22 protein-coding genes and 1 pseudogene are annotated in these 25,320 nt (G+C 67.8%); 9 read left to right on the top strand and 14 right to left on the bottom strand.

Features of this window, described 5'->3' with window-relative positions; all coding sequences use genetic code 11:
- Positions 1-120: 120 nt before the first annotated feature.
- From ITJ67_RS14910 to ITJ67_RS14875, 8 genes and pseudogenes are all read right to left on the bottom strand, one after another.
- Entirely contained in the window at positions 121-1,080 is a 960-nt protein-coding gene (locus ITJ67_RS14910; protein ID WP_194678155.1) for an ADP-ribosylglycohydrolase family protein, read from the bottom strand.
- Between the two features lie 64 nt (positions 1,081-1,144).
- Positions 1,145-1,399: pseudogene (locus tag ITJ67_RS14905) on the bottom strand (2-deoxyribose-5-phosphate aldolase); the annotation flags it as partial.
- A gap of 79 nt (positions 1,400-1,478) precedes the next feature.
- Positions 1,479-2,570: a zinc-binding dehydrogenase gene (locus tag ITJ67_RS14900; protein ID WP_194678154.1), complete on the bottom strand. Its 1,092-nt coding sequence runs from the start codon at positions 2,568-2,570 to the stop codon at positions 1,479-1,481.
- A 24-nt stretch (positions 2,571-2,594) separates the two neighbouring features.
- The gene (locus ITJ67_RS14895) at positions 2,595-3,212 is read right to left on the bottom strand and encodes a TetR/AcrR family transcriptional regulator (protein ID WP_194678153.1); all 618 of its coding nucleotides are present in this window, start codon (positions 3,210-3,212) and stop codon (positions 2,595-2,597) included.
- A 412-nt stretch (positions 3,213-3,624) separates the two neighbouring features.
- Positions 3,625-4,464, bottom strand: a complete 840-nt coding sequence (locus ITJ67_RS14890; RefSeq protein WP_194678152.1) for a DUF4352 domain-containing protein — start codon at positions 4,462-4,464, stop codon at positions 3,625-3,627.
- A gap of 96 nt (positions 4,465-4,560) precedes the next feature.
- On the bottom strand, positions 4,561-6,012 hold the full coding sequence (locus ITJ67_RS14885) for an APC family permease (protein WP_228502991.1): 1,452 nt from the start codon (positions 6,010-6,012) through the stop codon (positions 4,561-4,563).
- Positions 6,013-6,142: 130 nt separating this feature from the next.
- Entirely contained in the window at positions 6,143-7,807 is a 1,665-nt protein-coding gene (locus tag ITJ67_RS14880; protein ID WP_323741478.1) for a DNA/RNA helicase domain-containing protein, read from the bottom strand.
- A gap of 79 nt (positions 7,808-7,886) precedes the next feature.
- Positions 7,887-8,207 carry a nucleotide pyrophosphohydrolase gene (locus ITJ67_RS14875; RefSeq protein ID WP_323741477.1) on the bottom strand — a complete coding sequence of 107 codons (321 nt, stop codon included), beginning with the start codon at positions 8,205-8,207 and terminating at the stop codon, positions 7,887-7,889.
- A 406-nt stretch (positions 8,208-8,613) separates the two neighbouring features.
- Here ITJ67_RS14875 and ITJ67_RS14870 point away from each other — a divergent pair, with 406 nt between their 5' ends.
- Positions 8,614-9,858: an MFS transporter gene (locus tag ITJ67_RS14870; protein WP_194678150.1), complete on the top strand. Its 1,245-nt coding sequence runs from the start codon at positions 8,614-8,616 to the stop codon at positions 9,856-9,858.
- Entirely contained in the window at positions 9,855-10,631 is a 777-nt protein-coding gene (locus ITJ67_RS14865) for a MerR family transcriptional regulator (protein ID WP_194678149.1), read from the top strand. The genes ITJ67_RS14870 and ITJ67_RS14865 overlap by 4 nt, the downstream gene beginning before the upstream one ends.
- Positions 10,632-10,638: 7 nt before the next feature.
- Here the strand turns inward: ITJ67_RS14865 and ITJ67_RS14860 are convergent, their stop codons facing one another.
- Positions 10,639-11,169, bottom strand: coding sequence for a hypothetical protein (locus ITJ67_RS14860; RefSeq protein ID WP_160074465.1), 531 nt, complete (start codon positions 11,167-11,169; stop codon positions 10,639-10,641).
- Positions 11,170-11,295: 126 nt separating this feature from the next.
- The gene (locus tag ITJ67_RS14855; protein WP_194678148.1) at positions 11,296-11,841 is read right to left on the bottom strand and encodes an RNA polymerase sigma factor; all 546 of its coding nucleotides are present in this window, start codon (positions 11,839-11,841) and stop codon (positions 11,296-11,298) included.
- A gap of 337 nt (positions 11,842-12,178) precedes the next feature.
- Here ITJ67_RS14855 and ITJ67_RS14850 point away from each other — a divergent pair, with 337 nt between their 5' ends.
- Entirely contained in the window at positions 12,179-12,349 is a 171-nt protein-coding gene (locus tag ITJ67_RS14850) for a hypothetical protein (RefSeq protein ID WP_160074469.1), read from the top strand.
- 126 nt (positions 12,350-12,475) lie between these two features.
- Here ITJ67_RS14850 and ITJ67_RS14845 read toward each other — a convergent pair whose 3' ends face one another.
- Positions 12,476-13,174 (bottom strand): class F sortase, encoded by a 699-nt coding sequence (locus ITJ67_RS14845; protein ID WP_323741476.1) that lies wholly within the window; start codon positions 13,172-13,174, stop codon positions 12,476-12,478.
- A complete protein-coding gene (locus tag ITJ67_RS14840) occupies positions 13,171-13,893 on the bottom strand; it encodes a CHRD domain-containing protein (protein ID WP_194678147.1) in 723 nt (240 codons plus the stop codon). The genes ITJ67_RS14845 and ITJ67_RS14840 overlap by 4 nt, the downstream gene beginning before the upstream one ends.
- Before the next feature lie 250 nt (positions 13,894-14,143).
- Here ITJ67_RS14840 and ITJ67_RS14835 point away from each other — a divergent pair, with 250 nt between their 5' ends.
- From ITJ67_RS14835 to ITJ67_RS14825, 3 genes are all read left to right on the top strand, one after another.
- The gene (locus ITJ67_RS14835; protein ID WP_194678146.1) at positions 14,144-14,662 is read left to right on the top strand and encodes an RNA polymerase sigma factor; all 519 of its coding nucleotides are present in this window, start codon (positions 14,144-14,146) and stop codon (positions 14,660-14,662) included.
- A complete protein-coding gene (locus ITJ67_RS14830) occupies positions 14,655-15,425 on the top strand; it encodes a hypothetical protein (protein WP_194678145.1) in 771 nt (256 codons plus the stop codon). Before ITJ67_RS14835 ends, ITJ67_RS14830 begins: the two co-directional genes overlap by 8 nt.
- A gap of 506 nt (positions 15,426-15,931) precedes the next feature.
- On the top strand, positions 15,932-17,635 hold the full coding sequence (locus ITJ67_RS14825; protein ID WP_194678144.1) for an HNH endonuclease signature motif containing protein: 1,704 nt from the start codon (positions 15,932-15,934) through the stop codon (positions 17,633-17,635).
- A gap of 439 nt (positions 17,636-18,074) precedes the next feature.
- Here ITJ67_RS14825 and ITJ67_RS14820 read toward each other — a convergent pair whose 3' ends face one another.
- Positions 18,075-19,319: a helix-turn-helix domain-containing protein gene (locus tag ITJ67_RS14820; RefSeq protein ID WP_194678143.1), complete on the bottom strand. Its 1,245-nt coding sequence runs from the start codon at positions 19,317-19,319 to the stop codon at positions 18,075-18,077.
- A 163-nt stretch (positions 19,320-19,482) separates the two neighbouring features.
- Here ITJ67_RS14820 and ITJ67_RS14815 point away from each other — a divergent pair, with 163 nt between their 5' ends.
- Both ITJ67_RS14815 and ITJ67_RS14810 read left to right on the top strand, forming a co-directional pair.
- On the top strand, positions 19,483-20,850 hold the full coding sequence (locus ITJ67_RS14815; RefSeq protein ID WP_194678142.1) for an MFS transporter: 1,368 nt from the start codon (positions 19,483-19,485) through the stop codon (positions 20,848-20,850).
- A 109-nt stretch (positions 20,851-20,959) separates the two neighbouring features.
- The gene (locus tag ITJ67_RS14810) at positions 20,960-22,348 is read left to right on the top strand and encodes an ArgE/DapE family deacylase (RefSeq protein WP_194678141.1); all 1,389 of its coding nucleotides are present in this window, start codon (positions 20,960-20,962) and stop codon (positions 22,346-22,348) included.
- Between the two features lie 93 nt (positions 22,349-22,441).
- On the opposite strand, the gene ITJ67_RS14805 is transcribed toward ITJ67_RS14810, so the two are convergent.
- Positions 22,442-23,335 (bottom strand): MBL fold metallo-hydrolase, encoded by an 894-nt coding sequence (locus ITJ67_RS14805; RefSeq protein WP_194678140.1) that lies wholly within the window; start codon positions 23,333-23,335, stop codon positions 22,442-22,444.
- Positions 23,336-23,650: 315 nt separating this feature from the next.
- Between ITJ67_RS14805 and ITJ67_RS14800 the strand changes: the two genes are divergently transcribed.
- Positions 23,651-25,189 carry an ABC transporter substrate-binding protein gene (locus tag ITJ67_RS14800; protein ID WP_160075093.1) on the top strand — a complete coding sequence of 513 codons (1,539 nt, stop codon included), beginning with the start codon at positions 23,651-23,653 and terminating at the stop codon, positions 25,187-25,189.
- Positions 25,190-25,320: the final 131 nt, after the last annotated feature.

Below are 25,320 nucleotides of genomic sequence, written 5' to 3'. Positions count from 1 at the left end.
ATGCTGGGCACTCTCCGGCGCTTCGCCGGGCGGGTCCAGGGCATGCGCGGGGCGCGCGCGGAGTACACCGGGGCGCGGGGTCCAGCAGCGTGCGGCGGCCGGAACCCCAGGCTCGCGGCGTCAGCGCGGGACGGCGGCGACGACGAGCGCTTCGAGGTCGCCGCTGCGGAGGCCGGGCCAGCCGTGCACCGTCTCGACGAGTGCTGCGGGGAGCGCCCGCGAGCCGTGGACCGCGCCGGCCAGGGAGCCGGCGATGGCCGCGACGGTGTCGGTGTCGCCTCCTCCTCGAACTGCCCGTTCGAGTGCGTCCGTGAGGGAGCTGGCGCCGGCGATGGCCGCGAGGGCGCCCTGGTAGGCGCGGACGACCCAGCCGTTCTGCTGCGAGAAGTCGCGCGGGTGAGCACCGGGTGCAAGGGCTTCCTCGGTGAAGGCGCGCCAGCGGTCTCGACGCTCGGCGGGGATCGTGTCGAGCTGGCCGAGGAGGTCGAGTTCGCCGGTGAGGATGGCGTGGCGGATGCCGAGGCACCAGAGCACGCAGGCGTCGGCGTTGTCGCTCTCCCAGTGGGTGAGCTCGGCGATGCGGGTCGCGGCTTCGACGAGGTTGCGTTCTTGCCCGTCGGCGAGGTGACCGAGGGCGACGGGTCCGGTGCGCATGAGGGCGCCGTTGCCGCCGCTGCGGCCGGCTCGCGTGTGCACGTCGTGGGCGGCGTCGCGAGCCCGGTCTTCCGTGACGTCTCCTTCGAGGGCGGAGAGCACGGTCCGGGTCTGGGCGCCGACGTCTTTCGCGTCGCGGGCCCACTCGCGCCAGGCGACGACGACGCTGGCGAGCGTTGCCGGGTCGTTCAGGGATGCTCCGCCCGAGAGAGCCTGGAGGATCGGCATGGCCATGGAGGTGTCGTCGGTCCACTCCCCCGCGCCGTGCCCGAAGACGCCGACCCCGTAGACGACGGGTGTGTCGTCCGAGAGCGGCGGCCCGAACTCGTACTGGGAGCCGAGGGCGTCGCCGACGGCGGAGACGAGCACGGCGCCGTGGGCACGGTCGAGTTGGGCTGGCGTGAGTGTCGTGACTCCAGTGTCCAACGAACCGCCGACAAAGCGGTGGCCAGCATCGACTGGCCACCGCTGTCGCGACGGGTCGGGGACGCTAGTAGCCGGCGGGCGCCGCGGGCTCCGCGTCGTCGTTCAGCAGCGCTCGGCTGCCCGAGACGCCGAAACGGGTCGCTCCCGCCGCGATGAAGGCATCCGCTTCAGCCCGCGTCCTGACACCCCCGGAGGCCTTGACCTCGAGCCGGTCGCCGACCGTGCTCTTCATGAATTCGACCGCGTGCACGCTGGCGCCACCGGCGGGGTGGAACCCGGTGGAGGTCTTCACGAAGTCGCCACATGCGCGCTCAGAAGAGCACTTCAGGGGCCGAGCGAAGTGCTCGGCCCCTGACGTGGGAGAGGTTGTTGTCGGCTGCTTGTGGCTTGCCGGGCGGTCAGCTCAGGTCGGTGACGACGACGCGCGCGATCTCTGGATTCTTGAGCGACGCGTATCCGTCCTGCACGTCGGCGAGTGAGATCTCGCTGGAGACCAGGGCGTCGAGTTCGAACCGTCCCTGCAGGTAGAGGTTCGCGTAGAGAGGGATGTCGCGCTTCGCGCTTGTGCCGCCCATGTAGACGCCTTCGACTCGACGTTTCATCGAGAGCAGCTCGACCGGTGAGACGGTGAGCGTGGCGGTGGGGTCGAGCACGCCGATGAGGTAGAGACCTCCGCCCGGGGCCACCATCTGCAGCGCCTGTTGGGTGACGGGGCCGAGCCCGACGAAGTCGAAGACCGAGTCGGCGCCGACCCCCGTGATGCGCAGGACCGCGGCGACGGGGTCTTCCTTGGCTGAGTTGATGACGTGGGTCGCGCCGAATTTCTTGGCCCGTTCGAGCTTCTCGTCGGCGATGTCGATGGCGATGATGGTCGCGGCGCCGGCGGTGATGGCTCCGTTGAGGGCGTTGAGTCCGACGCCGCCCGTTCCGATGATGACGACGGCGTCGCTGGGCTGCACGTTGGCGGTGTTGAGGACTGCGCCGGCTCCGGTGACGACGCCGCAGCCGAGGAGGGCCGCCTGCGGCCAGGGGATCTCGTTCGGGACGACGGCGACCTGGTTCTCGTGCACGAGGATCTGCTGCGCGAACCCACCGAGCGCCATGCCCTGTGCGACCGGCTGCCCGTTCTCCGAGAGGCGGGGCGGCTGGTCGACGCTGCGTTCCGTGTAGCTCGGGTTGGAGCAGAGGGTGACCTTGCCGGCAAGGCAGCGCTTGCAGGTGCCGCAGTACTGCACGAGGCAGCCGACGATGTGGTCGCCGATCTTCACCTCGGAGACGTCAGGGCCGACCCCGATGACGACGCCGGCGACTTCGTGGCCGAGCACCATGGGCGGCTCGTAGCCGAGTGGATGCGTGGCCGCGAGCTCGTCGGAGTGGCAGAGCCCCGAGGCGCGGACGTCGACGAGCACCTCGCGCCCGATCGGGGTGGCGATGTCGATGTCGGCGATCTCGAAGGGTTGTCCGTAGCCGCGGACGATGGATGCTTTCATGAGGGTGCCTTTCTTTGGAGGCCGTCAGCGTTGACGGTGGTTCGTGGGCTCATGCATCCATGGCGGCATGAGCGCGTAGAGATGGTTGGCGATCGTCTCCTCGTCGGCCTCGATCTCGTCGAGGATCCAGGCCGCGAGCAGGTGGGCGGCGGCGCTGGCGATGTAGCGCGAGGCGATGTTCGCGCGGACGCCGCGCGGGGCGCCCACGTCGCTGATGTGGGCGGCGATCGGGGGCTCCATCGCCTCCTGGATGCGGTGCGTTGCCGAAGCGCCAGGAAGGCGGAGTGCGGCTCTGTAGAGCGCGCGGTGCTGCGCGAAGTGCCCGACGAGGCGGCGCTGGGAGTCGAGCATCGCGGCGTGGGGGTCGGTGGTGCGCGCGATGTTCGCCGTTGCTGCGATGTCCACGAAGAGCGGCTCCTGCATCCGAAGCGCGAGGTCGCTGACGTCGGCGAAGTGCGTGTAGAAGACGGAGCGACTGACACCGAGCTCGCGCGTGATCGCCGAGACGGAGACCTCGCGGTTGTCGGCGCAGAGACGCGCGGCCGCGTCGAAGAGCCCCTGACGGGTGCGCTCAGCGCGCGGATCACCGGAGGTCTTGAGGTTCTCGCGGACGACCGCGATGTCGGTGGCTTCGCTGCTCACGATCTGACGTTAGGGCTTTTCTAGACATCTGTCTAGAAGATGATCGCGCTCCTGAGGTTCAGCCGCAGCACGGTGTCGTCAAGCACGACTGTCCCCCGCCCAGAGGGTGCGGTCGATCTGTGGTCAAAAAGGCAGACCTTGCAGCACAGCTCTGACTCGAGCGCTGGGTTCCGACTGAGTCGCCCCACGCCAAGTCCTCGAGGAATCCATCGACTAGGGCCAGTTCTACTCCTGTTCCGCAGCACTCCCGGACCCGATGCCTCTGCTCGAGGCTGCGCTCTGACAGGCTTCTCGTACGGGGAGCCGAGGGCAGCGCCGACAGCGGATGCGAACACGGCACCGCGGGAGCGGTCGAGCTGAGCCGGGGTGAGCGTCATACGGTGAGTTCCTCTTGAACCTCCGACGAGCTCGCTCAGACCAGCTGGACGACGATGTCCTGTCCGTTGAAGTAGTTGGTCTGCAGGTGCACGGTTTCGAGCTGCGCGCCGACGGGGATGTCGATGACGGTGACGCCGCTGACAGTCAGACCGGGGTTCACGGTGCTGAACCAGGAGTCCTCACCGACCGTGCTGAGCGATGACTCAGCCTCGTAGTACGCGTCCCCGATGGTGCCGGAGACACTGTCGGAGTAGAAATCGAACGGCGACGTGCTGCCGTTGAACGTGGTGAATCGAATCTCGCAGAACTGACCGAGCGCGGTCTCTTCCAAGTATCCGCTGGCATATGAGTACGACGTCATGCCGCACGTCACAGCGTCGACGGTGAACGTGACGCCGTAATGACCGGTCACGGTCTGTCCGATACCGACCGGAGCCAACACCTCGGGCTGCGCCTCTGGAGTAGTTTCCGGTTCTTCGACGGATGCGGCGGGGGCTGCGGATTCTGCGACGATCTCCGGTTCCGCGACGATCTCGTCATTCTCGACGCCTGCGCTCCCCAGCGTCGCAATGGATACGATGACGGCGGTGACGAAGGCGACCGTCGAGAGCCCCAGCGAAACACCGGCGACTGCCTTCGCGCGGTGCTTCTGAGCGAGCCCGATGATCGCGAGGACGAGCGCAACCAAGGTGAAGATCCAGGCGAAGAAGGACACCCCTGGAATGATCGCTGCCAGCATTCCCGCGATGCCGAATCCAAGCGCAGTCCAGGAGATCGCGCTCGTGGTGCGCGGCTGAACCGGCGCCGGTACGAAGAACTGCTGCTGCGGCTGGTTCGGGTGACCGTAGTGAGGGGCCGGTTGCTGCATCGACATCGGGGGCTCGCGTTCTCTTGCTGGGAATTTCCTGAATGATAGGCCAGATCGGCCCCCTCAGTACTCCCCGGGGAATCGCACCGGGTTAGACCGCGTTCACGCGTTCTCCTCGACCCGTTCCTTCGCGGCGACCCGTTCCTTTGCCGCGACCCGAGCCGGCAGCAGCATCCCGATGGCGAAGAACCCGGCGAGCACGGCGCCCCAGATGATCGCGGCGACGATGCCGCCGACGAGGAACGGGAAGTTCCAGATCGCGATGATCAGCACCAGGACGAGCCCGATGCCGCCGGCCAGCGATGCGACGGTGACCCACGACGAGGCTGTTCCCTCGGCGGCATCCCGCTTCAGCCGCGCGCGGAAGGCGACGACGGCGAAGCTCGCGAGAGTCATCATGACGATGACGCCCACCGCGCCTGCACCGGAGTACCAGGTGTAGATCTGCAGCACGGGGTCGAGCTGGGCGAGCGCGGAGACGACGACCACGAGGGCGGTGATGATCGTCACCCACAGGGATGCGCGCGACGGGGCCGAGTGCTTCGGGTGCACGGCGGCGAGGGTGCGCGGCAGCACGTCGCGCTCCCCCAACGTGAACAGGTAGCGGGTGACGATGTTGTGGAACGCGAGCATGCACGCGAACATGCTCGTCACGACGAGGACCTGCACGATGTCGGCCATGATCGGCGCGACCACCTCGCCCGCGAGGCCGACAACGACGCCGGCCGGGTCCTCGTTCGAGAGGGCGACCGCGTTGTCGGCGCCGAGGCCCGCGATGACGAGCCAGGACGAGACGAAGTAGAGCGCGCCGACGGCGATCACGGCGATGTAGGTGGCGCGGGGAACGGTGCGCTCAGGGTCGCGGGCCTCGTTGCGAAACACAGCCGTGGCCTCGAATCCGAAGAAGCCGAGGAACGCGAACAGCAGGCCGAGGCCCGGGGTGCCGGAGACGGCTTCGCTGATGCTGAACGGCAGCGTCGTGAGCTCCCGCCCGGATGCGAGCACGCCCACGTCGATGACGACGACGGCGACGACCTCGAGTACTAGGACGACGCCGAGTACCTTCGCGGAGAGGTCGATGTTGCGGTAGCCGAGGAACCCGACGATCGCGATCATGAGGCCCGAGATGAGCCACCAGGGCACCTGCATCCCGGTCCACAGCTCGAGCAGGTTGCCCGCCTGCACGCCGAGGTAGCAGGTCATCGAGACGGTGAGCAGCACGTACGAGAGGAGAGCGATGGATGCGGTACCGAGCCCCAGGCGTCGTCCGAGTCCGCGGTCGACGTACGAGTAGAAGGCGCCAGCGTCGGGCACGTGCGGGGTCATCCACGCGTAGCCGACAGAGAACAGGAGCAGGATCGCGGTCGCGACGAGCACCATGAGCGGTGCGCCGACGGAGCCGGAGACACCGAAGATGATCGGGAAGTTCGCGGCGACCACGGTGATGGGCGCGGCGGCCGCGATCACCATGAACACGATTCCGGGCACGCCGAGCTTGCGGGTGAGCGTGGTCTGGGATGCGGGCCGCTGTGTGCGCGGGGGCGTCTGCGTCAAGAGAGATCCTCTGCTCGGGCGAGCCGAAGAAGGGGGTGGGGCTCGCGCGGGTACCTGAGAACTGTAGTGGGAATCAGGACCCAACCGACCGAAGTAAGCACTCTTCCGGCCTACCCACGCATCGCGCGGCTCAGAATCTCCCAGACCCGGTGAGCGAGAAAGCTATTCGTGCTCGGAGGGCGGGGTCACACTCGTAGATGTACGTCCCCCGCATCCCGCGGGTCATCAGCACCGAGTAGATATTGCGGATGTACTCCAGCAGCTCCGCGTCGCCGTAGGTCTTGCCGAGGACTTTGTTGGCTTCCTTGCCTTTCTTGTCGCGGTATGCAGCCTTGTCAGCCCGGATTTCGCCAGTCATAGGGTCAACCCTCAGGTCGGGCCCGATGATGACGCCCCCGTAGTTCAGGTCGTAGCCCTGCACCGTGTGGATCGACCCGACCTCCTCCAGCGAGTTCGGTGAGTTGATCCAGTCCTTGTCGGTACTGTTCCAGCGCATCCGCTCACCGTCGAGCTCGATGTCGTAGACGTCCGTCTTGCCTTTCGAGACCCAGTCCCACGCGTATCCGGCCACCAGGCGGGAGAGCCCAACCTCCGCATCGCGTTCGCGGATCGCCGCGCGCATCTCCCCCACATCGTCGAAGAACCGCAGGTCGTACTCACCGAGATCCGGAAGTGTGAGCCCCTTCTCCCCTCGGAGCAGCCGCTGCACGAAGCCGATGTAGTCAGTCCCGGCCTTGACGCGCATCTGCGTCATCAGCGGGTAATGGCGATCGTCCCGCCGCACCTCGTCCAAGAGACCGAGCATCACCTCTCGGGGCAAATCGGCGGGACGCACCGACTGATTCACGTCGAGCATGCAGATGCTGTGCCGTGATAGCTCCCGAACCCAATCAAGTTGCGTGTACCTAGGGCTATCTGCGTTGAAGAGCCTCTTGTTGATCTCGCCGAACTTTTTGTTCAGAACGCCGGATGCTTGGTTCGCTCGCTGATTCAGCCGATGCGTCTCATCCACGAACAGAATGTCGAACGGCTCCTGGACCTTCCCGAGGTCGAACGGTGAGAGCACCATGCTCGGATGGAGGTTCGGAGTTTTCTTGAAGACGTTCCTGATCGAGCGTCGAAGCGACTGCTGCGGCACGACCAGCCCCATCCGCTTGCCCTTAAGGACCTTCTTGTTCTCCCGCACGAAGAAGTCCGCGAAGAGGGTGTTCGATTCCCGAGGTTCGTTCTCGTCCCAGTCGCGGATCTCCGCGAGGAGCTTGAGCAGATAGATCGCCACGATGGTCTTTCCTGTGCCAGGACTCCCCTCAACGACGCTCATCGACCTCACATCACGTTTGAGCTCGAGGTCTTCGAACAGCCCCTTCAAGATCTGGTCGGCCGCGATCGTCTGATCACGGGAGAGCGCCTTGAACGGGGACAGCTTGAAGAGGTCGCTGTTCTCAATCTCCGGAATCGTCTGCTCGAAGAGGCCGTCGGCCCGCAGTTGCTCGAAGATTTCCTCGAACGACTCCCGGTAGTCCTCGCGCGAGTAGTAGGCGGAGTCGGCGACGCCCTCGTTGCCGTTCAACACCGTGTATTCGCCGTCACCGGCGAACCAGCGGATGAGATGCGACTCTAGGTCGAGGCAGACCGACTTGTTAAAGGTGTCGTCGAGGATGATCCGCGCTGTGCGCAACCCGGTCTTCGTCTGGCTCGCGAGATGCTGCGCCAGCCGGCTTTCGGCGCTGATGGTCTCGCCGACATAGACCGACCCACGCCGCGCTCCACGGGGGCCGTCGAGCACGTAGACCACGGGCCAGTTCCTGCGCCGCTCGTCCCCTGCAGCCGACCACCGCTGGACCGAATCCGGGCGAAAGCTGACGGGCTCGATCTCAAAGCGCGTCATACTTCGTGCTCCGCCCCTTCGAAAGCTCGACCGGGTACTTCTCTCTCGTCTTCGCGAGCTTCGCACGCACGATCTCGTCGAGATCCAGTCCGAGGCGATCCGCGAGCATGAAGGAGTACGTCACTACGTCGGCGAGTTCTTCTCGCACCCGAGCAAGATCCGCATCCGCGTGCCACTGATAGCACTCGAGCAGCTCGGCCGCCTCGATAGAGATGCTCTTCGCGAGATTCTCCGGAGTGTGGAACTGCGACCAGTCGCGCTCAGCGACAAACGACCGAATCTCATCCGCTGTCTCTTCATTCACCACCGTCCGAACGTACATGACGGTCACGATTCCTGCTGTCACAGTCGTTCAAACACATCGGTCACGCGTTCCCTGATCCCGCGGATTACGGCGCAGATTGTCGGTGGCTGCATCTAGCTTCAAAGCGTGTCGATCGGCACTCTCCTCCAGAAGAAAGGATCCGCCATGCGCGTTTCCGCGTACCACTCCACAAACCCTTCCGACCCCGACGTCCACCACGTCTTCGACAATTGCGTCAGCGGAAGTCAGATTCCGTCTTGGAATCGTGAACAGGGCACCAACGGCTGGCGCCTCTGCGACCACTGCCGCGACATGTAGAACCTGATCGGGGTGCGCTTCAGCGCACCCCGAACTCGGCTGCCCGAACCCACTTGACCCCGCCCCAACGTCATAGTTTCTGCTTGACCGCATGAACTTTCTGCCGGTCACGTACCTCGCGTCGCATGTCCTCTCCCTGCTCGGCAACTCGATCGCCGGCATCGCCCTCCCGCTCATCGTTCTCTCGACGACGGGCAGCGCCCTCGGGGCCGGCACGGTCGCGGCGGCCACCGCCATCCCGGCGGTGCTCGCGGGCCTCTTCATGGGCGTCGTCATCGACCGCATCAACCGGCGCACCTCATCCGTCGTCACCGACCTCATCTCGGCCGCGTCGATCGCCGCGCTCCCGATCATCGACCTCGCCTCGGGGCTCAACCTCGGCTGGTTCGTGCTCTTCGGCATCATCGGATCCCTCGGCGACGTGCCGGGCATGACCGCCCGCGAAGCGCTCCTCCCCTCCATCGTCCGCCACGGCGGCATCAGCGCCGAACGCCTCATGGGTGTGCGCGAGAGCCTCAGCGCGGTCGCCATCTTCGTCGGCCCCGCCGCGGCCGGCACCCTCATGGTGCTCTTTGACGGCTCCACCGTGCTGTGGATCACCGCCGCCACCTCCCTCCTCGCCGCCCTCATCACCCTCCTCATCCCGCGGGCGGTCGGCGTGATCGTCGCCGACGACGGATCGCGCGCATCCAGCCCGACGGGCACCGGATGGGCGCAGCTGCGCGCCGGCTGGCGGGCCCTTTTCCGTAGCCCATTCCTCATCGCCACCACGGCGCTCAGCCTCGTGTCGGTGTTCGTGCTCGCCGGCTTGCAGGGACTCGTGCTGCCCGTCTACTTCACGCTGGTCGAGCAGCCGGGACTGCTTGGGTTCGTGCTCAGCGCGCTCGCCCTCGGTATGCTCGTCGGCGGCGGCACGTACGTGGTCGCCGGCACGCGCGGTCCACGCCGCGCCTGGTTCGTGGTCGGCATGATCGGCACGACCATCGGCATCGGCCTCATCAGCCTCCTCACCTCGGTCTGGGTCGTGTTCGCGGGCGCCTTCGTCATGGGCGCCGCGAGCGGCCTCTTCGGCAGCCTCATGGGCGTGCTCATGATCGAGCGCATCCCTGAGCAGTTGCGCGGCCGCATCATGGGCACCCAGAATGCCCTCACCACGGCGGCCCCGTCGCTCGGCATCATGCTCGCGGCCGTGCTCACCGAGTACACCAGCGTCAACGTCGCCGCACTGGCGCTGCTCGGGGCTTGGGGATGCGCGTTCCTCTACGGCCTCGTCGCCCGCCCGCTTCGTACACTGGAACCCCAGACAACGAGCGTGAACGCGGGTGGTGTGCGGTGAACAGCAGCGAGCTCGCCCGTCGCTCCGGGGTCACGGTGCGCGCCCTGCGGCACTACCACCAGGTCGGGGTCCTGGATGAGCCGCCCCGCTCCTCGAACGGGTACCGGCAGTACGGGGTGCATCATCTGATCAGGGTGCTGCGCATCCGCCGCCTCTCCGCGCTCGGGATTGCGCTCGAGGAGATGCCGCGACTCCTCGACGAGCACGGCGCCGAGGCGCCAGTGGTGCTCGACCGTCTCGACGCCGAGCTCGCGGCCCAGATCGACCGCCTCACCGCGCAGCGCGCGCTCATCGCGCAGCTGCGACACCTCCCGACCACGCCGGACCTGCCACCGGAGCTCGCCGCGTACATGGGCACGCTCGCCGGCCACCTCTCCCCGGAGCTCGAGCAGATGGACCGCGACCAGACGGTGCTGCTCGCGCACCTCGTCGGCGAGGAGGGCATGCCGCACCTCGTCGGCTACTACGAGCAGCTCAGCGTCCCCGCGCTGGTGCCGCAGATCGTGGCCATCACGGCTGACTTTCACGGGCTCGGTGAAGAGACGAGCGAGGCAGCATTCGACGAGTTCGTCGAGCGATTCGTGGCGACCTTCGCGCAGGTCGTCGAGTCGCTGCGGACGGATGCGCCAGACCTCGACCTGTCGGACGCGGCCGGCCTCTTCGACGAGTACTCCGAGTCGGTGCTCAACGCGACGCAGCAGCGCGCGCTCGCACTCGTCGGGGAGCGGCTGGACGGGTCGGCTGACGATGCCAAGGCGCGGGATCCCGCCTAGCGGCGCCTCAGAGCTTCCCGTACGCCTCCATCGCGTCGGTCAGCCCCCGCGCGAGGATGTCCTTGCCGAAGGCGTCGGAGTTCTCGTCGAACTCGCCCTCCAGCTCGAGGTCGGCGTTGAGCGTCAGCGTGAGGTCGTCGAACCTGGCGACGTAGCGGCCCGAGGCACCGGCCTGGAAGAACACCTCGACCTCGACGCCGCTCACCTCGATGAGTTCCGAGAGCTCGTCGGCCTCGGTCGGCCCATCCACCCACAGCAGCAGCGTCGGCGCCGACTTCATGCCGTCGCGCCACTCGCAGTCAGGGTCTGGCGAGAGCGTCTGCCCTGAGGACGGCGACACGAACCCCGCCGCCTTCAACGTCTCGTCGGAGATCGCCGTGCACGGGTCGATGTCGGCGTAGCCCGACTCGACGAGCGCCTCATCCGGCGTGACCTCGACGCCGTTGCGCGTATAGGTCACGTCGCTCACGCACCCCACGAACCCGCCGAGCGACACGGCGGATGCACTCAGCACAGCCAGCAGACGCGTCGCTCTCATGGACCCGAGCCTAGAGAACAGCCCCGCGGGCCACAATCATTCGATGCGTCCTGCAGGCAGCCTCATCAGGTGCGCAGGCAAGGATGCGCCGGCAGCCGCGACAGCCGAATGCACCCCGAACGTGCGTCAGCGCCAGTCGGCCATGGCGATCGCGAGGGCCTTGCGGGCCCGGGCGATCGAACCGCGGACGGTGCTTACGGGCAGCTCGAGTTCGTCGCCGATGTCCTGGTAGCTCATCGACTCCAGCTCGCGCATCACCCAGCAGCGCCGCTGCTGCTCGGGGAGTCGCGACAGCGCGATGTGCAGGGCGGCGGAGAGTAGCGCGAGCTGCGCGTTAGTCGTCGGCGACTGCGTGTCGGAAGCGGCATAGTCGCCGTCTTCGACGCTGTCGTGCTCGCGTCGGCGCCTGAGCATGTCGACGCTCCGGGATGCGACGATGCGCAGCATCCAGGACCGCACGGCGGCCAGATCCTTGAGGGTCGAGATCTTGATCCACGCGTCGGCGAGCGACTCCTGCACCACGTCGTCGGCCTCGGCGTCAGAGCCGAGGCGACGTCGCGCGCAAACGTACATGAGGGTCCGGTACCGCAGCACGAGCAGGTCGAAGGCACGCGCGTCACCGAGCGAGGCGAGCCCGGCGAGGAACTCATCGCTGTCGTCGGCGTCCGCCACACTCCGAAACTGCGCGAGAGCCTGCGAGCGACCACGAGTCTTGGCGCGGGATTCAGCGGATAGCTCCCGTGGAGAGTCAAGGGCAAGCATGGACACGGACCTCACCTCCGGCTGCCCGACGTGAGCTCAGGCGCGCCACTCTTGGAGGGCTCCCCACCCCTTCGAGTGGCCCGCGGAACCCGGGCGCATCGCCGCGCCTGCCATCCATTCGGAGCGGACGAGAGATGGGATTGCGAGCCTTCGAGTGCTGAGGCGTGACCGTGACCTCCGGTTGCGCCGCCCTCACTCAGATCGTCTTTTGGCTTGCTACTGGGGTTTAGTTAGTTAGACTAGCTATATGTCCGATACGAGCGTCGACCACGAAGTCGAGAACCGACAGGCAACCCCCGCCGACGGCTTCTGGGACGCCTACCAGCGCAGCACGATGCCACGAGAAGCCATCGCCATCTGCGGCGTGGTGGTCATCATCAGCACCGGAATCGCCACTGCGATCTCCACCTTCTTCTAGGCGCGACGGGACCCGCCGGAGCGACTGACGAGACGCGGAGGCTGGGCAATCGGCCACCCGAAGCGACGAGCCACGGAGGGATCCTGAGCAACCGGCCAAGCGGCGAGCCGAAACCCGAGCCGAGCGCTAGACCGCCGTCGCGAACACGACGACGTTCTTGTCGTAGTGCCCCACGTCGCGGTCGAAGTAGCCGCCGCACGTGATGAGCCGCAGCTCGTCGCCCGGCACCGCGCCGAAGACGCGCGCCGTCGGGAACTCAGCCTTCTCGACCGTGACGACCTCGGTGACCTGATAGCTAGTGACGCCACCTTCGACGTCGCTCACGCTCACCACGTCGCCAGCGGCGAGCTCGTCGAGCCGGAAGAACGCGGCGGGGCCGGCGAGACCGTCCACGTGGGCCGCGATGACCGTCGGCCCGCGACCGCCAGGCTTGCCGCCACCCGTGAACCAGCCGATCTCGTCGAAGTCCACGGGCACCTCCATCTTGCCGTCGGCGGCGATGCCGAGGTCGATGAGCGTGTCCTCGACGCCGATCGCCGGAATCGACACCGCCGTGGGGGCGACGCCTTCCGGGAGCACCTCGACGCCACCCGCCGGGGGTGCCGCCGGGGTCTCGACCTGCGCCGGCGGGGTTGCCTCCGGCGCGGATTCCGGAGCGAACTCCGAAGCGGACTCGACCGCAGTCGTTGAAGACTGGACACCCTCGGAGGGCGAGGCGTCCCCGCTCGGGGCGGCCGCGCATCCGCTCACGAGGAGCGCGGCCGCCACGACGAGCACCGGGACGCGCAGCACGCGCCCCGGCACCCGAGCGGAGTTCCTGGTCACTGACCCGCTGCGCGAGCCTTGCGCGCAACCGCGAGCCCAGCGACGCCGGCAACGGCGAGGCCGCCGAGACCCAGGAAGCTGAGCGTCATCGCGTCGAGGCCACCAGCGGCTGCAGCTCCGCCGGCACCCGTGTCGACGCCGCCGACCGGAACCTGCACGAGCTGGCCGCGGACGACACCGGCCTTGAAGTCAGCCGTGTGCGAGTCACCCGTGAAGCCGGCCGGGTTCGCCTCGATCTGCTTGAGCGTGAAGCCCTCACCCGTGTCCGTGCCGGCGTCCGAGTTGAGGCCCGTCGTGAACGGACCCTCGAGGCATCCGCTGCTCGTGCGCGTGCCGTCACCGTTGTCGGTGGGGTTCGGGAAGGCGATGCGCGGCGGACCGGCCTGGCCCTCGGCAGCCTCGTGGATGTGCGTGGCAGTCTTCGCGGGGCTCTCGTACTCGCCCGTCACTCCCGTGAGGGTGATGTCGTAGCAGATGATGTTCAGGTCCGAGTTGATGCGGAAATCGAACTGGCCCATGGCCCCCGGCTCACCCGGCGTCACGTCGCCGTCGTTGTTGATGACCGCATCCGGAGTCGCCATGACCGTGTAGGCGCTCGTGAACGAGTCCGGCTCGGCGACCTCCGTCTCAGCGGTGGCGGGAGCTGCGGCGACAAGGGCGATGGCGGCGGCAGCTGTGGCGCCGAGGGCGAGCGACTTCGCGAACGTGTGCTTGGGCATGAGGGGTGCCTTCCTGCTTCGCAGCTCCCCGATGGAGCCGTCGTACAGGGGCATACGGCGGCGACCCGTCCCGCGTTCATCGGACTTCGAACTTTTTCTGACGAAGATTTCGGGAAGCCCCTGAACGCTGGACCCGATCCGGCGGTACTCCCCTGTACCAACCCGAGTTGAGTCGCCGGAGGGAGCAGCCGTGAGCACTGCCGTTATTGTTGACCGCGCACGGTGGTCGACGACGAGAGGACACGCCCGTATGGCGGATGCGCCCCACTCGTTCGACCTGCACTCGGCGTTCCGCGACCACGGCAGCGTGCTCCTCGGCTTCACCGTCAACGCCCTCCGCGACCGGCCGCTCGCCGAGGACTGCGTGCAGGAGACCTTCCTCCGAGCCTGGCGCGCCCGAGACAGCTTCGACTCCGCCAAGGGCGGCGAGCGGACCTGGCTCTTCGCGATCGCGCGCAACGTCATCTCCGACGCGTTGCGAGCCCGCGACCGGCTCCCCCGCATCGCAGCCTCCGACGCATCCACCGCCTCCGCGGACCTCCCCGCCGAGATCCCGGACCCGCTCACCGGGCTCGGCCTCACGGAAGCGCTCGCCCGCCTGCCGGACGAGCAGCGGGAAGCGATCATCGCCATCCACCTGACCGGGTACAGCTACGCTGAGTTCTCCGCCCGCTGCAGGGTGCCCGTCGCCACTCTCCGCACCCGCGTCTTCTACGGCCTCCGCGCCGTCCGCGGCCACCTCGACGAACCTGGAGGAGCTCGTGACTGACCACAACGCAGACCGCCGCGGCGAGCTCATCGCCGCCGCCCTCGTCGGCGAACTCAGCGCAGTCGAAGCCGCCGAGCTCGAGCGGATGCGCACTTCCGACCCCACCATCGACGCCGAGCTGGCCGAGCTGCGCGCCCTGACGGGACAGCTCTCCGAGCATCCCAAGTGGCTGGATGCGACGCCGAGCGAAGAGCTTCGTGACGCCGTGCTGGCATTCGGGGCTGCCGACGGTGGTGCCGATGGTGGTGCCGACGGTCCTCAATCGCGTGACCGTGGCAGTGACCGTGACACAGAAGCGCAGGCCGCGCCCGTCACGCCACTGCGTCGCCCGCGCTTCGGCGGCGCCCTGCTCGCCGGAGTCGCCGCCGTCGGCCTCCTGGTCGGCGTCGTTGGCGGCTTCTTCCTCCCCCGCCCCGAGACGCCACCGCCCGTCGGTGACCCAGGAACGCTCGGTGCCGTCGAACCCGTCGACTTCCAAGGCGAACCCGCCGGCGTCGAGATCGACGGCAGCGTCGTCGCGCACACCTGGGGCACTGAGACCCTCCTCACCGTCACCGGCCTGCCGAGCGGCGAGTTCTACTCGGTGGTCGTCGTGGATGCAACCGGAGACGACGTCGGATCGGGGACCTTCCTCGGCTCCGAGGTCGAGATCAACTGCGCCGTCAACGCTGCAGCACTGCGCGAAGAGGTCACGAGCGTCGAGATCCGCGGGGAAAGCGGCGACGTCGTCGCCGCTGCCGCGTTGCCGCGAGTCAAGGGGTAGTTGCCGGAGCTGACACTGCCGGGGCAGGCACCTTCGAAGGCGGGCGCTTCGGGGGCGGGCGCCTTCGGGCGCGAGCCCTGCCGGGGCAGGCGCCTTCGGGGCGAGCACTGCCGGGGCAGGCACCTTCGGGGGCGAGCACTGCCGGGGCAGGCACCTTCGGGGGCGAGCACTTTCGGTACGGGCCTGTCCGGGGCCGGAAGGGTCCGGCGCGAGTCGGGAGGAATCCGGGCCGGCTGTCTATCGCCAGACGCGCCTGGGATGAAGCTCGGGTCCACTGTCGGTGGCACGTGGTCTGCTGAGCCGGGAGGCGGGCCTGCCTGGCAGCCCGGGCGCTCCCTCCAGCGACGTGAGATGGAGCGCGTGCCGGTGAAACCGGGGCGTACCTGTTGAGAACCTTCATTTGTACATTCGAAACTAAAGACTAATTTATAGGAAAAAGTCCTGCTCAACTGTTGATTGAACCGGGCCAAGTTGCTACACTCGAGTCAATCTTGGGGGAGGTTATCGTGGCATCGCAGGCGGAGCAGGAATCGGGTCGACAGTCGTCGGCGCAGCCAGGACAGCCATCGGCGCGGTCGTCAGTGGAGACGGCTGTCGTGGACGCGCTCCTCGAGGCGCGGTGCCCGCTGACAAGCCTTCCGGACGCGGAGATCGTCGTTGTGCTGCGCGAGCTCGCGGCTCGCCGTCGCGTGCTGGACGCCGCGCTCGTTGAGGTAGCTGGTGAACTCTTGCGACGCGAAGACGAGTCTCCGAGATCGGAGACGGTCGCTCGGAAATCGGGGTTCCGAAACCTCCCAGCCATGCTCGAACAGGTGCTCGCAGTGAAGCCCTTCGAGGCGAAGACCCTGCTGCACGTCGCGGCGGCGACGCGGGAGCGGATGAGCATCACGGGTGAGTCGATCCCGCCGAAGTACACGGAAGTGGCGCGAGCGGTGGGTTCGGCGGTCGTGTCAGTCGCGCAGGCAGCCGCGATCACGAAGGGGCTCGACCGCACCGGCAACCGGGTGGACGTCGACGAGCTCGCCCGCGCCGAGGGTGAGCTGGTCGCGTCCGCGTGCGGCCTGAATCCGGAAGATGAACAGCCCACGGTGCCGAAGGTGCTCGAGGTGCAGGCCGCGACCTGGGTTTCCTACCTCGACCCCGACGGCGACGAGCCGCGCGCCGACAAGATCGCCGAAGAGCGCGGCCTCTGGTTTACGCGGCGCGCCGACGGTGCGGTGTCAGGGAAGTTCGTCGCGACGCCCGAGCAGGGCGAGCAGCTGCTCTCGGTGTTCGACGCCCTCCTCTCTCCGCGCCGTTCCGTGGAGTTCCCGGCCGCATCCGAGTGCGGGGAACCACTCGCGCCAGCACTCGGTGCCGACGAGCTCCCGTCCGGTGCCGGCCGCAGCGACGGTACTTGCGGGGCTGACGACCGCGACGACGATGCTCCCGGTGGTGACAACAGCGACGACCATGCTGACGGTGCTCGCGGCTGTACCGACGGCAGCGACGGTGACAACCACAGCGACGTCGGTGAGGACGAGATCGTTGACGTCCCACTGGTTGACCCGCGGTCGATCGAGCAGCAGCGCATCGACGCGCTCACGATGATCCTCCGCGCCTACGCCGAGTCACCCGACGCGCCCCGCACCGGCGGCGAGGCCCCAACGGTCATCATCGTCACCACCACCGCCGGACAAGACGGCACAGGCACCCGACCCGAAGACCTGCCCCACCTCGAGCGCACCGGAGAGCCAGTCCCACCGTCAGTCGCAGCCCAGATCATGTGCGACGGGCTCATCCGCATCGCGATCACCGACACCAACGGCGAGATCCTCGACCTCGGCCGCAAACAACGCCTCTTCACCACAGCCCAACGCCGGGCGATCGCAACCCGCGACCGACAATGCCGCGCACCCGGATGCAGCGCACCAGTCCGCTGGTGCGAAGTGCACCACGCCCTGCCCTGGAGCGAAGGCGGACCAACCGACGCGAAAGACGGCATCCTGCTGTGCTCCTTCCACCACCACGAAGTCCACCGCGAAAGACTCACCCTGACCCGCAGCAGCAACGGACGCTGGCACGTCGCACCCGCGCTCGGGCGGCACGTCCCGCCCAGAGCCAGCCGCCGCCGCGGATACCCGCCACCGGCAGCCAACTCCCGGGCAGCCAACTCGCGCGCCGCCAACTACCCGGCGGCCACCCGCCCACAGGTCAACCGAAGACCCTGAAGGCCTTGAATCCCTTCAAGCCCTTCAAGCCCTTCAAGCCCTTCAAGCCCTTCAAGCTTGAATTCCTGCGACCCTGCAATCCTGCAATCCGTGCAACCCCACGGTGCCGCAGACCGCGGCCCAACGGGTCATCGGGCCATCGGGTCAACGGGTCAACGGGTCAACGGGTCAACGGGTCAACGGGTCATCGGGTCATCGGGTCATCGGACCTACGATCCCGATCCCGAGCCCGATCCCGAGCCCGAGCCCAGATTCCAGCGGACCCACAAACCCGAGACCTCACGCGCTCATGGACACTTACAGGCTCACGGACCCGGAATCTCACGCGCTCACGGGTCGCGGACGCTCACGAGTCACGACTCACGGCTCTACGGCTCTACGGCTCTACGGCTCACGGTCCTACGGTCCTACGGTCCTACGGTCCTACGGTCCTACGGTCCTACGGTCGGCCGTCCTCCGCGCCCCTAGCCGCGGCAAGCACGACCTTGATCGTGGCCGCATCATCGGGAACCGTCGGGTCAAGACCTGCCACCGAGGCGAACTTCGCCAGCCGGTTCATGATCGTATTCCGGTGGCAGAACAGCACACCCGCGGCCTTCGACGCCGAACCGGAGGCCATGTACACCTCGACGGCTTCCACCAGAAGATCCCGTTCCGATGAAGGCAGGAGCGCGAAATCGCGGAGCGCATCCGCAGCCAGGCTCGACGCCACCGGCCCAAGCCTCCGCACGACAAGACTCGGCCAGTGCTGCGCGAGCACGGCAGCCCGCCCCGGAACAGCGAACTCAGCCAGCTCGGACGCCAACTGCCACATCTCACTCAGCGAGGACAGCGTCGCCGCCGACTGGGAAACACCCACCTGCAGATCCGCGAGCGCCAGCTGCACCGAGACGCCCAACGAACCCGACGACCCGGACGACCCGGACGAACCCGACGAACCGGACGCACTCGACAAACCCGACGCACCCGATGAACCGGCCACACCGGAGACACCCGACGTACCTGCGATCACCGCGAACTCGACACCATCCAGGCGCAGGCACACCGCCGCAGGGAAGACGTCCTGGACATCCGCGGCGAACCCGGCCGCCGCATCCTGGTGTGCGACGGCAACCCAGTACGGCCCAGTGAGCGGAATCTCGAGCGCCTCCGCCGCCTGCACGTGCAGCTGCGAGTCGTCGACCCCACCCCGCAGCAGACGGCGCAACAGGAACGCCTGCTCCTGCTCGAGCTCCGCCTTCACCTGCCCAAGCTCGAGCATGTACCCCGATTGCACGCTCGTCGTGTGCGCTTCCACAACCTCCCAGATCGCGACAACGTCGTCGGAAAGGCGATCCGCTTCCCCCGGCAGGCGGTCGTTGAGCGCCTGCCAGATGAACCGGAAATCCATGCGCACCGCCCGGAGCAACGACTCGAGCGGCACTCCCTGCCGAACCCGCTTCCGGCCGATGGCCCGCGAGTGCGCCCGCAGCTCGTCCTCGAGCCGCTCCCCGCCCAGCTGGCGGAACATGAGGCCCAGCGTCGTGAACGCCGTGCTGTGCACGTCGCGCTCCGCGATGACCGACTCCACGTAGCCGGTCAGCGTGCGCACCTGACTCACGTACAGCGTCGTGATCTCATCGAGGTCGGCGAGACACGACCGGATACCGCGCCGCAACGCTGGCGAAACAGACTCGTCATTCATTCGCCAAAACCCCACTCAGATTGTGCATTTGCCCATCCTAGCCGCGCAATCCAGTGGGCCTGGCGATTGCCCAACCCCGCCGATCCGGGGTTGCATAGGAACACCGACGTCACCGCAGACGTGCACGTTCACATGCAGGCCTTTCCCCAACATCGGAGCCACCATGTCCCACAACACCCAGACCCCCGCCTCGGGCGCAGCCTCGGGCCCACCCACAGGCGCACCCGCCAGCGCGCCGAAGGTCAGCCTCAAGGACGCGCGGCGCATCGCCTTCGCCGCCTTCGTCGGCACCGCCCTCGAGTGGTACGACTACTTCCTCTTCGGCACCGCCGCGGCCCTCGTCTTCAACCGCCTCTTCTTCACCGACCTCGACCCGGCCGGCGCAACCCTCGCCGCCTTCGCGACCTTCGGCGTCGGCTTCGCGGCCCGCCCGATCGGCGCCGTCGTCTTCGGCTGGATCGGCGACCGCTACGGCCGCCGCCCCGCCCTCCTCACCACCGTCGTCATGATCGGATGCGCGACAGGGCTCATCGGCGTCCTCCCCGACTACCTGGCAGTCGGCATCGCAGCCCCCATCATGCTCGCCGTCCTCCGCCTCGTGCAGGGCTTCGCCGTCGGCGGCGAATGGGGCGGCGCGACCACCATCGCCATCGAGCACTCCCCCGAGAAGATGCGCGGACGCTTCGCCGCCCTCGTGCAGATCGGCTCCCCCGTCGGCACCCTCGTCTCCTCGGGCGCCTTCGCCCTCGTGCTCATGATGCCGCCCGAGACCTTCGACGCGTGGGGTTGGCGCCTCCCCTTCCTCCTCGCGTTCCCGCTCCTCGGCATCGCGCTCTACATCCGCCTCAAGGTGGAGGAGTCCCCCGTCTTCAAGGAGCTCGCCGCGGCCGGCGAACAGGTCAAGGTCCCCGTCCTCGAACTCTTCCGCAAGTCCGGGCTCCGCCTCCTCGTCGCCGTCGCAGCAGCCATGCTCGGTGTCGGAGGGTTCTACATGATGACCACCTTCGTCGTCTCCTACGGCACCAACGTGCTCGAAGTCGACCGGCAGGTGATGGTCAACGCGACCCTCATCGCCGCCGTCCTCCAGATCGGCGTCACCATCTTCGCTGGCCGCCTCGCCGAACGCTTCGGCCCCGGCCGCATGACCGTCGTCGGCGGGCTCACCACCGGCATCGCCGCCTTCCCGCTCTTCTGGCTCATCGACACCGAGAGCCCCATCGCCATCACGGCAGCCGTGAGCATCGGCATCGCTCTCATCACCCTGTCGTACGCCGTCACCGGGGCCCTCCTCGCGGAGCTCTTCCCGCCCCGACTCCGCTACAGCGGCGTCTCACTCGGCTACAACCTCGCCGGCGCCATCAGCGGATTCCTGCCCCTCATCGCGACCGCACTCATCACCGTCGGTGACGGCTCATCCTGGCCCGCCGTGCTCGTCCTCATCGGCATCTGCCTCGTCACCGTCATCGGCGGCGCCTTCGGCGAGCGGATGCGCCTCCGCGACGACATCGTCGAGATCGACCACAACGCGTAACCGACACCGCCAGATCACGGACCGCGTGCGCCCCACCGCGAGCGCCCCACACAACGACAAGCGCCCCCGCCCGACCGCGAGCGCCCCCAAACGAAAGCAGGACCAGAGCATGACCACACCGACCAGCAGCGACATCGACTCCAGCGCCACCCCTGCCGCCACTCCCGTCACGACCCCCGCCACAGCGACCGCCACCGCCAGTCCCCTCAGCGACGAGCAGCGACAGCGCATCCTCGACGCCGTCGACGCCGCCTTCGACCAGCAGGTCGCCTTCACGCAGGAGCTCGTCCGGCACCCGTCGCTTCGAGCCAACGAGTCGTCGGCGCAGGACCTCCTGTACGGCGCCATGGCCGGACGCGGCCTCACCATGGACCGCTGGGAGCTCGACCCCGTCGAGCTCGCCGCCCACCCGGGAGCGGGGGCAGTCGAGATCTCCTACGAGGGCCTCGAGAACGTCGTCGGCACCTTCACCCCGCCCCAGGAACGCGGAAGCTCGCTCATCCTGAACGGACACATCGACGTCGTCCCGGAAGGCCCCGAGAGCCAGTGGGCGCGGTCCCCGTGGGACGCGACCGTGCGAGACGGCTGGCTGTACGGCCGCGGCAGCGGCGACATGAAGGCAGGCCTCGTCGCCAACCTGTACGCCTTCGACGCCGTCCGGGCGGCAGGCCTCGCGCCGACGGGTCGCATCCACTTCGAGTCCGTCGTCGAGGAGGAATGCACCGGCAACGGCTCCCTCTCCGCGCACCTGCGCGGCTACACAGCCGACGCCGTCCTCATCCCAGAGCCCGAGGAGGACATGCTCGTGCGCGCCAACACGGGCGTCATCTGGCTTCGCCTCCGCGTCGACGGCAAGCCCACCCACCCCCGCGAGATGCAGACCGGCTTCAACGCCATCGACGCCGCCTACTACGTCATCGGCGAGCTCCGGAAGCTCGAGGCAGACTGGAACGCCAAGCAGGGCGAGCACCGCTACTTCGAGGACCTCGACCACCCCATCAACTTCAACGTCGGCAAGATCCAGGGCGGCGACTGGGGCTCCAGCGTGCCGGCCTGGTGCGAGGTCGACGTGCGCGTCGCCCTCTACCCCGGCATCACCGCAGACGCGGCGTGGGCCGAGATCACCGACGCCCTCGACGGCGTCACCGCAGACGGCAACGGCAACCCCATCGTCACGACCGCGACGAAGACCGGCTTCTACGCCGAGGGGTACGTCCTCGAAGAGGGCGGCGCCGCCGAGCGAGCGCTCGAACGCAGCCACAGCGCAGCGTTCGGGGGCGCCAAGCTCGAATCGTTTGTCACCCCCGGCTACCTCGACGGGCGAGTCTTCGTGCAGTACGCCGACACCCCCGCGCTCGTCTACGGCCCCGTCTCCGAAGCCATCCACGGCTACGACGAGCGGGTGAACCTCGAATCGGTGCGCCGCATCACGAAGTCGATCGCGCTCTTCATCGCCGAATGGTGCGGGGTGGAGGAGCGAGCAGCCAGCAGCAAGTAGCCAGCAGCAAGCATGCGCCGCGCGCGACCTCGACCTCGGCACCCGCCGAGCAGTCGAGGCCGCGCGCGGTTTGCCACACCCCGGGGCGACACGTCAGCTGAGTCTCGGCCGTTCGGCGATCGCGAACCCACCCTTGCCGTCCGACTCGACGTAGAGCAGCTCGTGAGAGGCGACGTGCCCCGCGAGCATCGGCACACCAGTCGCCGCGCACTCCTCAAGCAGAGCGCGCCTCGTGGACTCCGCGACCTCCCTCATGGAGCAGAAGCTCGACGACAGACCGGGCTCGCCGACCTGCAGGACGTGGTGCAGCGCATCCCCGGAGATGATCGCGACCGTCGAACCCGACGCCGGGTCGAGCACCCGAACCACCATGTGCCCCGGAGTATCGCCGGGCGCGTGCTCCAGCACGACGGACGGCGACGCCCGATGCGGAAGCTCGACCACGTCCGCTTGCCCCGCCAGGAACACCGGCTCGATCGAGTCGGCCCAGAAGTCGCCGTTGCGCTCGAACATGACCCTGGCGCTCGGCCCCGCGATGAAGGCGCGATCAAGCTCGTTGAACAGGTAGCGCGCGTTGGGGAACGTCGGCGACCACCCGCCTGCCGCATCCGCCGCCGTGTTCCATCCGACGTGATCGCAATGCAGGTGCGTGTTGACGACGACGTCGACCTCAGCAGGGTCGACGATCGCGGCGAGCTGCTCGAGCCACGTCGTGGCGAGCCCGTTCCACATGTCCCGGATGCGCGGCTTGCCGTTCCCGACCCCCGTGTCGACCACCGCGACGAAGCCGCCTGAGCGCACGACGTAGCTGCTCGACGCCATCACGAGGCGGTCGGTGCTCGCGTCGTAGTCGTCCGGCCCGAGGGCGGCGATCCGCGGACGGAGCGGGTCGGTATCGACGAACATCTCCTCGACGGGGAGCATCGCCGAACGCGACTCCTCGATGCGGTAGATCTCCGTGTCGCCTGCAGTCAGCAGCGGTCGCATGGTGCCCTCCTCGACGTGTTCGAGTCCCGGAGCGCCACTTCTGGCTCGCGTGAGACCCCGGGCCAGATGGCCTGCATCCACTCTGAGTGCACCATGTTGCCTGGAGATTTCATTGCATGCAATGAGTGTTACCAGCGCGTAAAAAGCCGCCTATTTGGCCAAGATTGCATGCAGTTTGCGGCTAGCGTCGATCTCACCGGCTCAGAACATAGCCGAATCACCACCGCTTCACCGCCTCACCGCACCCTGCTTCTCACCGCACCCCAGCTCCTCCTCCCAGCTCCGCTCACCTCGTCGCTCCCGGAAAGGACGCGCATGCGTTCCCACAGACTTCGCGTCGGCACCGCCGTCGCCATGCTCGGCATCACCACCCTCGCCGTCACCGCCTGCTCCACCGGATCATCCTCGGCCTCCGAAGACGCCACCTTCGCGGTCAACATCGCCGCGCTCGAGGGCGCCCCCACCTTCGACCCTGCCGCCAACATGCGCGGCTCCGCCTTCAACTACGCGGCCGCCGCCTACGAGAGCCTCGTCACGAGCGACGCCGAAGGCGCCCTCCAGCCGGGCGTCGCCACGGCCTGGGAGTACACGAGCCCCACCGAGCTCACCATGGACTTCCGCCTCGACAGCGTCTTCGAAGACGGCTCCCCGATGACCGTCGAGCTCATCAAGGCCAACCTCGAGCGCTACCAGGAGACACCGGGCACCTACCAGGCGCGCCTCAACTCGATCGACTCGATCGAGGTCGTCGACGAGGACACCCTGAAGTTCAACCTCAACACCCCGGACCAGTCGCTGCCGGAGGCCTTCTCCCTCACGGTCGGGATGATGGTCAGCCAGGCCGCCCTCGACGACCCGACGCTGCTGCTCACCGACACCTACGGCTCCGGGCCGTGGATCCTCGACTCCTACACGGAGGACAGCGAGTACAGCTACATCCGCAACCCCGAGTACGCGGGCCCCATGGACGTGCAGGTCGACGAGCTCAACATGTTCGTCATCACCGACCTGACCGCCCAGCTCAACGCGCTCCTCGCCGGCGACGTCGACATCATCTCCGCCCAGTGGAGCCAGCGCGACCAGGCCGAATCCCAGGGCTTCGCGGCCGCCTCCAACGAGTCCAACGTCGGCGGCCTCATGCTCTTCGACCGCGGCGGCGACGTCATCCCCGAACTCGGCGACGTGCGCGTCCGGCAGGCCATCAACTACGCCCTCGACCGCGACGCCATCGGCACCGCCCTCTGGAGCGACTACCAGCGAGGCACCTCCTCCGTCTTCGGCAAGTTCACCTCCGCCTACGACGAGTCGCTCGACGACTACTACGAGTACAACCCGGAGAAGGCGAAGCAGCTCCTCGCCGAGGCCGGCTACGCCGACGGGTTCGAGCTCCCCATCCTCAGCCGCACCATGTTCGGCGAGAACAAGCGCCTCGAGGCGACCATCCCCTACCTCGAAGCCGTCGGCATCACCGCCACCCTCTCCGACCGCACGAACGACTACTTCGACGCCATCACCAACAAGGAGTTCGGCGCCTCCCAGGGCCAGCAGAACGGCGGCATCGACTCCTACGTCAACAGCATGAACATGCTCGCCCCCAACGCCCAGCTCAACCCGTTCGGCACCGACGACCCCGAGCTGACGGCCCTCATCGCCGACGCCTCCAGCGAGCTCGACGCCGACGCGGCAGCCACGAAGTGGCAGGCGGTCAACAAGTGGGTCGTTGAGAACGCCTGGTTCGCGCCGGTCGCGTTCTACCACACGCACACGGTGTGGGATGCGGAGAAGCTCGGCGGCGTCGAACTCGCCGCCGGCCAGGTCTTCCCGCTCCCCTTCAGCTGGACCCCCGCCGAATAGGCACCCCGGCACCCGCAGCACCCGCAGCACCGCGACGCCCAGCACGCAGCACTGCGATACCCGCAGCACCGGATGCGCGGGGAGGCCCCCTCCCCGCGCATCCGCCCAGCACCATCACCAACCTGAAAGGA

It is taken from the genome of Pseudoclavibacter sp. VKM Ac-2867 (assembly GCF_015351275.1).
Taxonomy (GTDB): domain Bacteria; phylum Actinomycetota; class Actinomycetes; order Actinomycetales; family Microbacteriaceae; genus Pseudoclavibacter.
Note: the sequence above shows the minus strand (reverse complement) of the source record. Positions and strands in the feature narration are given on the sequence as shown.

Coding starts and splice junctions, on each gene's coding strand:
- ITJ67_RS14900 (WP_194678154.1), bottom strand. CDS start 2,570: ATGAAAGCATCCATCGTCCGCGGCTACGGACAACCCTTCGAGATCGCC.
- ITJ67_RS14890 (WP_194678152.1), bottom strand. CDS start 4,464: ATGTCGATGCAGCAACCGGCCCCTCACTACGGTCACCCGAACCAGCCG.
- ITJ67_RS14870 (WP_194678150.1), top strand. CDS start 8,614: ATGAACTTTCTGCCGGTCACGTACCTCGCGTCGCATGTCCTCTCCCTG.
- ITJ67_RS14860 (WP_160074465.1), bottom strand. CDS start 11,169: ATGAGAGCGACGCGTCTGCTGGCTGTGCTGAGTGCATCCGCCGTGTCG.
- ITJ67_RS14850 (WP_160074469.1), top strand. CDS start 12,179: ATGTCCGATACGAGCGTCGACCACGAAGTCGAGAACCGACAGGCAACC.
- ITJ67_RS14840 (WP_194678147.1), bottom strand. CDS start 13,893: ATGCCCAAGCACACGTTCGCGAAGTCGCTCGCCCTCGGCGCCACAGCT.
- ITJ67_RS14835 (WP_194678146.1), top strand. CDS start 14,144: ATGGCGGATGCGCCCCACTCGTTCGACCTGCACTCGGCGTTCCGCGAC.
- ITJ67_RS14820 (WP_194678143.1), bottom strand. CDS start 19,319: ATGAATGACGAGTCTGTTTCGCCAGCGTTGCGGCGCGGTATCCGGTCG.
- ITJ67_RS14815 (WP_194678142.1), top strand. CDS start 19,483: ATGTCCCACAACACCCAGACCCCCGCCTCGGGCGCAGCCTCGGGCCCA.
- ITJ67_RS14810 (WP_194678141.1), top strand. CDS start 20,960: ATGACCACACCGACCAGCAGCGACATCGACTCCAGCGCCACCCCTGCC.
- ITJ67_RS14805 (WP_194678140.1), bottom strand. CDS start 23,335: ATGCGACCGCTGCTGACTGCAGGCGACACGGAGATCTACCGCATCGAG.
- ITJ67_RS14800 (WP_160075093.1), top strand. CDS start 23,651: ATGCGTTCCCACAGACTTCGCGTCGGCACCGCCGTCGCCATGCTCGGC.